Source organism: Dulcicalothrix desertica PCC 7102 (genome assembly GCF_003991905.1).
In the GTDB taxonomy this organism is placed as follows: domain Bacteria; phylum Cyanobacteriota; class Cyanobacteriia; order Cyanobacteriales; family Nostocaceae; genus Dulcicalothrix; species Dulcicalothrix desertica.
On sequence record NZ_RSCL01000073.1, the window covers coordinates 1 to 11,758 of the forward strand.

Genomic DNA, 11,758 nt, shown 5'->3' on the forward strand with positions numbered 1-11,758 from the left:
GGAGTTGGTGTTGTATTTTGTGGTTTGGCTGGAGTTGGTGTTGTATTTTGTGGTTTGGCTGGAGTTGGTGTTGTATTTTGCGGGGTAACTGGAGTTGGCGTTGTATTTTGTGGAATAAGTGGAGTTGGCGTTGTATTTTGCGGGGTAACTGGAGTTGGTGGTGGTTCTGGAGTTGGTGTTGTATTTTGCGGGGTAACTGGAGTTGGTGGTGGTTCCGGAGTTGGTGTTGTATCTTGCGGGGTAACTGGAGTTGGTGGTTGTTCTGGCTGAGGTTGGGCTAGAGACATTTGTAAATATGGCTCTAGACCAATAACGAAACTGCTGATAAAGACTAAACAAGCTTTAGGGAACAGCAATATTAGGTTGATAAAGGATTTCTGATTCATTTTTTATTAATAGGTATTATAATATTTGAAAATCTCGTATTTTTTAGCATTGATTCACAACCTACTCGCAGCAAGTTTTATTTTTCCCTTGTAATTTGCCCTGGCGCCAAATTCCTTCATGGGAGCCGTCTTGAGATATGCAGATTCCTTGACCATCAAACATACCCTGTTTGAATTCCCCTATATATTGGCAATTATTATTGTAAATTAATTTACCCATACCTTCGTATTTACCTTCATAGAACTGACCTATATAGCGAGCGCCATTTTCAAATGTAAACGTTCCTGTTCCATGAAACTTACTCTCTTTGAATCTCCCTTGATATTTTTGACCATTTGTGTAAACTAGTGTTCCACAACCGTTATACATTTTATTTTTAAATTCTCCATAATATTTATTTCCTTTACTATCTATAAAATCTGGTGATATTTTTGAATTAGGTAATGCATTTGTTTCTGAGCATATTTCCGCATCTGCTGTGTGCTGTCTCGAAGTCATAAATAATAACCCAATTCCAAAAAGTAAACTCACTAAAACTCCGGCGCCAATAAAAAATCTCTGGTTTGCTACAAGAAAATGTGGTGGTTGTGAAATTGATGATGAAGACGGTGGTGTTAAATGTATGGGTTCTGATGATGGTGTTGTTAGTGCTTGCAACGCTTCACCTGCGGTTTGATATCGTTCTTTGTAGTTAGAACGTACCATTTTTTCTAACACACTTGCGAGATGGGAGCTAACCGAAACCTGATCTCGCCAAATTACTTCAAAAGTGTCTGGGTCTTTCGGAAGTTGCTGCGGTCTAACTCCAGTTAAAGCATAAATTCCCAACATCCCCACTGCATAAACATCACTGCATAACTTGGGATATCCATTTAATTGTTCATGAGGCATGTAGCCATAAGTACCAACAGCAACAGTTACACTGGTTTGCTCTTGAGGATTAACTTTAATAGTGCTAATTTCCTTGACAGTTCCAAAGTCTATTAATACTATTTTACCGTCACTATTGCGACGCATTAAGTTTTGTGCTTTGATATCTCGATGAATAATATTTTTATTATGAATAATTGATAATACTTCTAAAATTTCTTTTAAAAGTTGCGTTACCTTCGCTTCACTTAATCTATTACCAGAAAAAACTTCTTGGCTCAAATCGTGTCCATCAATATATTCTTGTACTAGATAAAATTCGCCTCCTTCTTCAAAATGAGCAAACAACTGTGGTATTTGACTATATTCGCGACCCAAGCGATATAAAGCTTGTGCTTCCTTGTTAAAAAAATTAATAAAGACTTGTAACTCGTCTTGGCTTTGGCTTTGCCGAAGATTTTTGACGACACACAAAGGATGGTCGGGTAAATCTAGATCTTCAGCTAAATAAGTGATTCCGAAGCTACCGCTTCCCAATTGCTTGATGATTTTATAGCGATTGCGGAGAGTATGACTGGGAAGCATTGGATTTAACCATAATTTAAGAGAGATTATATTCCCATTTTGCCACAGTTGTCTCTAAGATACAGGAGCATCCAATGTACCAATATCAGTAGGAACCAACGTTATTTAGTAACCATAAGCCCCACCTTCAGGTCTGCGGCGATCAGACGCACCATTGAGTAACCCTGTTTGCGAGTTAACCAAAATCGACTCTGCTACACTCCAAGTTCCCGGTTGAGCGTCGAATTTAAAGAGAGCGAATGCGGCACTGACACACATAAAGGGAAACCGCATTGAAAAAGCCAAGGTGATGGTATAAATCATCACTCATGTATACATAAAAAGAAATATTTTTAAATTTTCCATATTAGATATAAACAACTACCACTTTCCAGAATCGTCTTCTTGTTGTAACCCGATTAACTGGCGCCGTTTCCAAGCATAAGCAAGAATATTAATACCTAATTCTTGAGCGGTACGGATTGCAACCCTAGGCAGCGTCAGGTCTTTATCTAATCCCCAAGCGGATGCTAAATCACCAGTAATTAAAATAATTCCTCCAGCAGTTGATATTTCAATTGGTCGTTGATTTACAATTGGTAAAGCTGCAAATAAAAAAGGGTGCGTTCTCAAAGGATGGTCGCGTCGTAATTCAGCTAAAGGTCTTAAAGGATTTTTTAACTGTTCTCCTAAAGAATAAGTACTTTCTATTAAAGGAATTGCATCTCGCGGTGCATCAACTAGAAGTACTCCACCTGAGTTTAAGTAATTTTTTAGAGCTTCCAACTCGATATCATTAAATGATAATGCTTCTTGCCCAGTCAGATAAAGTAAGTCATATTCTTGAAAATTTTCCGATAAACTAACTTGCCCCGCTTCATCAGTTCCTCGTAAATAAAAGTACAAAGGCTCGATTGATTGTAACAAGTAAGATACATTGAAAAAATTGCGGTCACATCCAGAATCACTGTGATTTACCTGTGCAAATCGCACTATTGCTTGAGGTCGCGCTTGTGCTGAACGACGGTAAAGTAAATTTATATTATTATAACCTGGAAAAAATGCATCACCAGGTTGGGTAATATCTTTCTGTCCTGGCTGTAAAAGAATACGGCAAATTTCAATTTCTGAAATATCAAGCGTTGAGTTTTTTTGGTCAAACCGATAAGTCTCACGAACAGTATCTCTAGAATCGCGCGTGCGTAGGTCTTCAGGGTCAATATAACTAACAGTTAAATAGACCATAAGCGGCTCAGTATTAGCAACTTCTAAATCAATTGGAAAATCATAAGGTGTCGGCACAACAATTAAATTACCAGCCAAATCTATCGCAATACCCGGCTGAATTTGCACCCAACGTCCATCTCGATACTTAGCCTCAACATTACTCGGCGCTGGAATATCTTGCACACCCAAACCGCAAACAATTCCAGGTTGATTCAAACATTGATAATGAGTATTTTGCCGCGCGCGGTGATAATTATGTGCTTTACGCCAGCGTTCAGCATTTATCAGTAAACCATCAGAAGCTTGAAGACGTTCAAAAGGTTGAATTGGTGGAGGTGGAAAAGGATGTGACATAAGGATTTTGCTTCGCACATGAATAGATTTGAAATTTTGGATTTTGCTCCCCCCAACAGAGCGCGGGGGGCTAGGGGGGATTCTCTATAGATAATTCATAGGTACAAAAAGCGGGTTTTTCTTGCTCAATAATCCTCCTTATAAGAGCTTCGTGTATAGTATTAGATTCTTTCGGTCGCAAGCGCACAACAAAATGATATGCTTGTCCTCCTCCTAACACAGCATTTCCGAGTTCAGCTTCATTAAGAATAAAACCATTACCAAAAGGCTCAGTAATACTGATATGTTTATCATTTTCATTTTGTATATCTTCATCCAAAGGTAATCCAGTATATAAATGTAAATAAAGACGCAAACCTTTACGAGTTCCTCGCCATCGATACAACTCAACCGCGCGTCGAATTAGACGACGCTGCTGTGGAAGTTCCCATACTGAGTCAAATTGCCAACCAACCCAGTGAGCCAAAAATGGTAATAATGCTTGCGGCGCCGTTAAAGCGTCGAGGTTTGCCCACATAGAATTAAAACTATCAATTGCTGGTTGATAAGCTTGCTCAAAGATATTCATGAAGCGACCAATAAAGTCTACTTCACGATAAAGAAGCGGCAAAAATTCCATATACGTAGACCAAGGTCGTATACATATATTAAATTCGTCGCTTGTCTCTATTATTTGTTCTGTACCGAGGTCTAAATGTAAATGAACAGAACAGCGAAAGTTAAGGTCTAATGTATCTTTTTGCCCTGGAATAATAGCAGAGTGATCTTCAAAAAACGTGACAGGGACTTGAAAATAAAGTACAGCTTGCATAGTACCTTTAGGTGGAACTTCAGAGCCTTCTGTGCCAATTTGACACCACGATGCAGGAAACTCACCTTTTACTTTCAAGTCCAACTGTAAAGGATTTTTCGTCAAATTTTGCACTTGCACAATCATTTCGCTCTTGTGTCCAGGACGTAGTAACAAACTCTGCCCAGTAGTAACATCAAGACTTTCTGCCCCTGTAAATGCCAAAGCTACTCCCGGTAGTGCTTCAGGAATTTGCATTGGAATTAAGTCTATTTTGACTTTAGAGCTAGAACGACTTTGAACCATAATAGTCCTAAATGTAGAGACGTGATATATCACGTCTTAATAATTTATTAACGATTAAGAATATTAACTACATGACCAGAACGCAAGTTATTATCAGCCCATGAACAAATTAATCCCTGGACTCCAGGGTCAATTACGCGCTCTGGTGATGGCTGGCGCCTCCATGTGCCACCTTGAAAGCGTATAGGAAATAGTAAAACAGGGCCGAGATAGCGAACACCACGCGCTTGTTGGAGTAATGCCACAATATCTGACTCATAAAGTGGGCGCCCAAATGCCCAACCTTTTCCTTCCATACCTCCAGTTAAGGGATTTAAAAATTTATACAGTGATATTCGGATAGCACGCAGAATTTCTTCACGAGCGAGAGGGTTATCATAAGCAGGTTCTAAACCAATTTCGGTTTGGACACAAACACCAATATATTCTGGTTGTTGTAGTTGTACTTGAACTCCTAATAACCTTCTTTCATCTAAGTAACGCAAAACTTGTTGAGTAAGTGCTGGACTAAGGTCGAATTTATCAGGAGATAAACCTTGTCCTTGGGTAATAGCGTCTGTGTTGTAATTGGGCACTATCAACAAACTAACTGTACCTGCTTGCCGATTAATTTCTGCTGGTAAACAGCGAACGCGAGCAATTGCTCCTTGAGCTGCAATTTGAGCTAGTGCTTCAAAATCTTCAACTGTAACTGCACGGTCACGGGAACGTAAAATTCGCGGCGCCTTAATTACTGCTTGTTCGAGTGACTCTGCATCAGCTCCATTAATGGCGCCTTTATGATTGATAACACTCTTCACGTAAGGAACAGCAGATTTTAAAAATTGCAGCGAATTTGCTTGAACATTACCTTCTCTACCTCCTCCTGTGCGGTAACAAACCATGCGAATTTCTGAACCGCGTGGAGGAATTGCTCCGTACTGATGTTCAAGGTTGTTATTTTCTATATCACGAACTTGAACAAATGTATCTTCTGGTCTTGGTTGCTGGATGCGTGCCCGAACTTGTGTTTCGCTTTTAAGTTGACTGGGTTCACGAATTAACGGACCAAACTGAACTGTACCGCTTATCGAATCTATTATATAGTGGTAGCTCTGTGAATTGGAATCTGCGAAATCTCTAACTTCTTCCCATTTTTGAGGTAAACCATTTGGAGGAATAACTAGAATGTATTCCTCGGCTCGACGTTCTAAAATAGGTGGTTGTTGGAGTTGAAAAACTTGCCCTGGTTTACCATTACTAATACCCAAACGTTCATCTTCGATTAAGTTATTTTGACTGCAAGGTACAGTACCACCAACCGTTCTTACTCCCAAACCTATAATTCGTGGAGGACGATTATAACCAGAATTATTTGCGTCTAATGGAATGAGTAAACAGCGAATCCAACGACCCCGGTATGATATAAAATTGGTTACAGGCCAGTTTTGCGGTAAATGTAGCCGTACTTCGGCACCTTGCTCTGGATAACTACCCTGTTGAGCAATTTCATAAAAACTAAAGCCTCGTGTTTTATCGTCTACTTCTTTTAATAAAACAGGTTGCCATTTCTCCCCATCCCAAGCTTCCCAACGACGTGGAGGTTGGTTAGGATTAATACCAGTAGGTGTGGCAGAGGCGCCTTGAACAGTAATTTCTAAAACATTACCATCAAGAGGGTCATCAGAATTAATAACAATGTAAAAACAGTTACCTGGTGCTGGTTCCTCTTCAAATATTGGTTGTTCGCTACCTTCCCAGAAAGATTCAGATTGGCGATTCCAAGTACTAGTTACCCTTTCTCTTAAAGACTGAGGAATTTCTTCTACAGTCAATGCTGTTAGAAAATGTTGTAAACGGGGTTTTGCAATAATTAAAGGCGAATCAGTACTAAAAGTAATAGCTTCTGTTGTTTCAGTTCGTACCGTTGAAACCTCAATTCCTTGTGGAATAGTGTAAGTTTCCGGCAAATCAGAACTTAAATAAAAAGTTAAATGCGTGCGCGCTGGCGCAGGTGGTTGGAGACGAATGCCCAGTAATTCTAGAAAGGCTACATAATTTTTACGCGGTACTTGATTAAACCTAAGTAGCATTTGGTCGGTTAACCAAGCAAACAATTCAATTAGCGTAATTCCAGGGTCACTCAGATTATAGTCAGTCCATTCAGGACAGTAGCGAGGAATACGCATAATGCACTCATCCACCAAATCGTCGAAGGTGCGGTCATCCAAATTGGAGGAAGGTAATTTTGGTAAAAAGTCAAATTCCACAGCTTTATTTTAGATTTTAGATTATAGATTTTGGATTATAGATTTGGATTATCTATCTTATGGGGTGGGCGCCAAAAGTGCCCCGCCCCCCCTACTCCGCCGAAACCAAATAAAAAGGATAAACAAAGCTATAAATATCAGGATAATCCTTGAGTTTATACTTAATAATAATGTCAACTCTACCCCGTATTGGGTCAGGGTCAGCGCGAACATCATTAAGAATGATACGCGGTTCCCAAACTTCCAACGCTTCTGTCACATACATACGAATTTGTAGTAAAGTATCGCTATTCAAGGGAGCAAACGCCAATTCTGACAAGCGACACCCAAAGTTCGGTCGATAAATCCGTTCACCTACACTAGTACGAAGAATAATCCAAATAGATTCTCTGACTTTCTCATCCTCACTGCTAAACTTTATCCCACCCTGCAAATTTAATTGCAGTGGAAAAGCCCAACCTCTACCTAAATATTCTCGCTGCTGACCATAAACGGGATTTGGCATTCCGGGCGCCCTCCGCAGTAGATAGTATTCATATACATCTAAAATATTGGGGCAGAAGATATAAACCTATTCGCCAAAGGTCGAGTTTCAACAAAAGGGTAAAGGAAGTACTTCTCCCCTTCCCCTTTAATCTTTCCCCCTTGTTTATGGAATTGGTTTGGGACCTGTTATTGGTGTAGTCATTGTAATTGGACCCAAAGTAGTAGTTAGCGTCATAGTTCCAGCAGTAATAGCCAAAAGACCAGGTGTAGTAATTGTGATGGCGCCACCAGCCGTCATACTTATACTGGCGCCTGCGGTCATAGTCATTGGACCAAGTGAACTCATGCTCATTGTGGCGGCTGCTGTTGAACTAATAGATGCAGCCATAGAGGATATAGAAGCAGTAGCCTTATTACTAATCATGGTATTTGCTGTAATGCTGATAGTGCCAAGAGTGTCATCAAGATTTACAACCTGTCCTGATGCTGTTTTAAGTTCTATAAACTTTTTAGTATCATTAATACTAATTTTATGCCCAGCTATTGTCTGAATATATACACCTGTGTTACTAGCGCCTTTATCTTCATCTACAAACTGTAATTGATGACCAACACGGGTTTTGAAAGTTCTCAAACGAACTCGACCACCAACTACACTATCTCGTACAGGAGTTGGGGGTGCATCTTTTCCGTTCCAGACTGCGCCAATAATATAAGGTCTGTGAATATCGCCATGTTCAAAACCAACCAAAACTTCATCATTAATTTCTGGTAGCCAATCTGTACCACGCCCAATTCCGGCGCCTGTTGATACAACTCTTGCCCAGTAACTCTCATGTTCTTCAGTGAGAGTGGGAAACTTGACTTTAACTCGACTTAATCCTTTAGGGTCTTGATTATTAGTGACAATTCCTACTAAAAATGTTTGACCAGGTTGTAAACGTATTTGTGGTGATATCGAGGTGTATAAATTACCAGAACGCAAACCTCGAACGCTAAATTCCGTAGTATAAACTCGCTGGCTGTAAAAGTGGCGTGTTTCTGTAATATAGTACTTACCGCTAAAACGTTCGCCCATATTTTGTAGAGTTACAAACCTACCCGGTCGAATTTTAGGATTACCTTCTGCTTTCGCATCTGCATAAACAAACTCTCCCCCTAATTCATCACATAAAGCCTGAGCCATTACCTCTGCTTCTTTGGCACTAAAAACGGGTTTATCTACAACAGTCATTTTTGGAGGTATGCCGATGTTGAACTTGTTACTGCTAGTACTTCCTTTTTGATTGCCAGTATTAGTTATTACCATTTCTGAATTAGCCGTAGAAGTAATTATATTCTTCTGAGTATAGTCCCAACTACGCACTTCAACCGCACTTACTTGTTCTGCACTAGTAACGCGAGTACTAAAGCTGCTAATTTCTTCTAGCCATTTCAGTTGTACAGCTACTTGAGCTTCTGGTTTACGAAAATTAATTTTACCCTCTTCAATAAAAAGCTCAAAACCAATACGAGCCGCTCTTTCTCGCAAAAATTCCATATTAGTTTGATTTTCTTGAAAAACATACTCATGAGCTTCGCCACTCTCGTCTATTCTTCCAAGTTGTATACCTACTTCAGTAGCAACTTTGCGTACAATATCGCTATCGGTATTATTCAAAAAAGAGCGATTTTGGCGCCCTCTATGCAGTCGATGCGAGGTATCATAACCGCGAACTATTATAGGCGCCTCAGATTTATTATTAAAATGAACTTCAATTGCTGTAATTTCACCATCAATTAAATAGCCTTGTTTCTCCATCTGAAAACGTAAGTCTTGGGTAGTACTAGAAATAAACCCTAATCTGATTTTTTTACCAATTTCAAACAATTTTTCGTGGCGCCAAGGTTGGTATTGTGCTTTATCATTAGTAGGCAAATAACTATTATGAACTACCAATGTAAACATTGCAGGCAAGTGCAAACTTTCCTCAATAGTAATTTGCAACAAATCCTTCATTAATTCAGGAGTTGCTTGTTGTCCGCCTATTTCGATTATAGGTTGAGCTAAATAAAGACTTTGTTGTGCCATATTTTTTAAACTCAAAAAAATTCTAAAGAATATTGAAGTAGGTCGAATAACGTAGTGAGATATCAAGATATCAATACTGCCTCATAATAAGGGAAAGGGAAAAGAACGTTATTGCCAAGGTAATGCCGTATTTTTCCTCTTTAACATCAGTTCCTTTTCCCCGAAACCTCATTCGTTTTGACTAAGACATTACCTGTACATTATTTCTTCTTTCCTTTTGGTGGTTTCGGACCTCCACCAGGTGGTTTTGGTTGACCTGCACCAGGTTGGTTTTGACCTGCACCAGGTGGTTTTGGTTGACCTGCACCAGGTTGGTTTTGACCTCCACCAGGTTGGTTTTGACCTGCACCAGGTTGGTTTTGACCTGCACCAGGTGGTTTTGCATCTCCACCAGGTTGGTTTTGACCTGCACCAGGTTGGTTTTGACCCGCACCAGGTTGGTTTTGACCTGCACCAGGTTGGTTTTGACCTGCACCAGGTGGTTTTGCATCTCCACCAGGCTGATTCTGATTTCCGCCTAGTTGAATTTGATTTCCGCCTAGTTGAATTTGATTTCCGCCTAGTTGATTTTGATTTCCTCCTCCTTGATTTTGATTTCCGCCTCCTTGATTTTGATTTCCGCCTCCTTGATTTTGATTTCCGCCTCCTTGATTTTGATTTCCTCCTCCTTGATTTTGATTTCCGCCTCCTAGTTGATTTTGATTTCCGCCTCCTTGATTCTGGCTTCCACCTCCTAGATTCTGGCTTCCACCTCCTAGATTCTGACCTCCACCAGATTGATTTGGGCTGTCGTTAAAAAGAGATGTACCTTGAGAGCTATTTTGTCGCTGCTGCCCCTGAGAAGCAGATTGACTTCCTCCAGGGAGATTATTCTTATCTACTTCTTGTAATGAAATATCTACCATTGCTCTAACTGGTGTACCATCAGTAAGAAACATATTTAGGGTATAGGTTAGACTAACCATTACACAGTAAAAATATTCATCCTTCCATATAAATGTATAAACAGGAGGACGTGTATCAGTTTGATTTTCAATAGTTTCAACTCCCTTTTTAATAATATTTATATATGTCATTACAGACTCTTTCGTTTCATAGGTATCGAAGATTAATCGTCTAAGTATAAATTGATAAGGTTCAACACCTGAGAAGTTAATCTTCGGTAATAAAGTTGTTCCTCTATTCCCTGGATGTTGTTGCCAGTTAACAGTTCGAGAAAAGCTAATTTCGCTAGGGTTAAACATTAACTCAATGTCTGGCGCCTCACCGTTATAAGCTTTGAGTTTAGCTTTTTCGAGTTGAGGTTGACGTTTTTGAGGAGTGACTACAGAAGGACTTGGCATTATTAATTGTTTTCCTTAAAATCTATTCATATACGTAAACGGAGTTTTCCCGCAGGGTAGTAAAATCGCGCAATCATCGTATTACCAAGGTAAACGACCTGTAAAGCTACCTTGACGTTCTTTCTCAATTTCTAGCTGTTGTCGTAATCTTGTGTAAACTTCACGAGCAAGAGCTTCAAGAGCTATTTCATCATCTTCTTTTGAATCAGCTAACTTTGAATTAGATGAATCTGAATTAAATGACTCATTAAAAGAACTTTTTATAGTTTCAGTAAATGGTTTAATATCGTTAGATATATCGCTAGGTGAACTTTTATTTTGATTATCATCAACCGCTTTATGCGAATATGCAGGTTTTTGTTGAATAGGAAGTTGATTGCTTGTTTTAGTATTATAATTACCTCCAATTTCACTATTAGAGCTAGTAAAACTAGACTCTTCATTACCTATATTTAATAAACTTTCAATACTTGACCATTGTGAAGGGGTATCTATATTATTACTAGAGGATGTATTATTTGAAGTTGATTTTTTAAAAATTAAGGGTGGCGATGAATAATTATTGTGAGCAGCAGTTTTTCTTTGTACAATGTCTTTTTCTGTGCCACCTTCGTTGAGATGCTCTAGTAAATTCAGATTTTTTTGTGTATCTGCTTTATTTTTTAACTGCTTTAACTGTCCGCTAATGGCATCATCTTGGGACACCTTAAAAGGTGTGGCTATATGAGTAAAGCCTGCCTTCGCAGGCTGCAATGGATCGGCTTCAGAAGTTTCTGGTGATGTTGGTTGAACTGAAACTGGTGCCGTTGTTTCGATGTTTGGTATTGCCGGTTTACTTTTTTGAACTCGTGTTTGCTTTCTTGGTTCGACTTTAGAAGTTTCTGGAAATTTTGCTTGAATAGGAACTGGTGCCGTTGTTTCTATATCCGGCACTGTTAGGTTAGTGTTTTGGTTTGAAGCTTGTTGTAATGGTACTTGTTGCGAAGTTTCTAGTGCGGTTGTTTCTATATTCGGCGTTGTTGGGTTATTGCTTTGGTTTGAAGCTTGCTGTAATGGTAAGGTTTCTGAAGCTTGATGTGGTACTGGTTGCTCGGAAACTGGTGCGGTTGTT

Annotated in this window: 9 protein-coding genes and 1 pseudogene; all 10 read right to left on the bottom strand. The window is 39.4% G+C overall.

Going from position 1 to position 11,758, the window contains the following annotated elements:
• Positions 1–386 (bottom strand): annotated as a pseudogene (locus tag DSM106972_RS50370) (hypothetical protein); the annotation flags it as partial.
• A gap of 61 nt (positions 387–447) precedes the next feature.
• Entirely contained in the window at positions 448–1,842 is a 1,395-nt protein-coding gene (locus tag DSM106972_RS50375) for a protein kinase domain-containing protein (RefSeq protein WP_127087755.1), read from the bottom strand.
• A gap of 105 nt (positions 1,843–1,947) precedes the next feature.
• Positions 1,948–2,100 (bottom strand): hypothetical protein, encoded by a 153-nt coding sequence (locus tag DSM106972_RS54655; protein ID WP_233787986.1) that lies wholly within the window; start codon positions 2,098–2,100, stop codon positions 1,948–1,950.
• A 102-nt stretch (positions 2,101–2,202) separates the two neighbouring features.
• A complete protein-coding gene (locus DSM106972_RS50380) occupies positions 2,203–3,402 on the bottom strand; it encodes a DUF4159 domain-containing protein (RefSeq protein WP_127087756.1) in 1,200 nt (399 codons plus the stop codon).
• A 70-nt stretch (positions 3,403–3,472) separates the two neighbouring features.
• The gene (locus tag DSM106972_RS50385; RefSeq protein ID WP_127087757.1) at positions 3,473–4,498 is read right to left on the bottom strand and encodes a phage tail protein; all 1,026 of its coding nucleotides are present in this window, start codon (positions 4,496–4,498) and stop codon (positions 3,473–3,475) included.
• A 47-nt stretch (positions 4,499–4,545) separates the two neighbouring features.
• Positions 4,546–6,747, bottom strand: a complete 2,202-nt coding sequence (locus DSM106972_RS50390; protein ID WP_127087758.1) for a putative baseplate assembly protein — start codon at positions 6,745–6,747, stop codon at positions 4,546–4,548.
• Positions 6,748–6,838: 91 nt separating this feature from the next.
• Positions 6,839–7,252 (bottom strand): gp25 family contractile injection system sheath assembly initiator, encoded by a 414-nt coding sequence (locus tag DSM106972_RS50395; RefSeq protein WP_127087759.1) that lies wholly within the window; start codon positions 7,250–7,252, stop codon positions 6,839–6,841.
• A gap of 144 nt (positions 7,253–7,396) precedes the next feature.
• Complete coding sequence (locus DSM106972_RS50400; RefSeq protein ID WP_127087760.1) at positions 7,397–9,304, bottom strand: VgrG-related protein; 1,908 nt, start codon at positions 9,302–9,304, stop codon at positions 7,397–7,399.
• 200 nt (positions 9,305–9,504) lie between these two features.
• Positions 9,505–10,647 carry a CIS tube protein gene (locus DSM106972_RS54660; protein WP_233787987.1) on the bottom strand — a complete coding sequence of 381 codons (1,143 nt, stop codon included), beginning with the start codon at positions 10,645–10,647 and terminating at the stop codon, positions 9,505–9,507.
• Between the two features lie 81 nt (positions 10,648–10,728).
• Positions 10,729–11,758, bottom strand: a 1,030-nt coding sequence (locus tag DSM106972_RS52050) for a hypothetical protein (RefSeq protein ID WP_201800913.1), incomplete at its 5' end; no start/stop codon positions are given.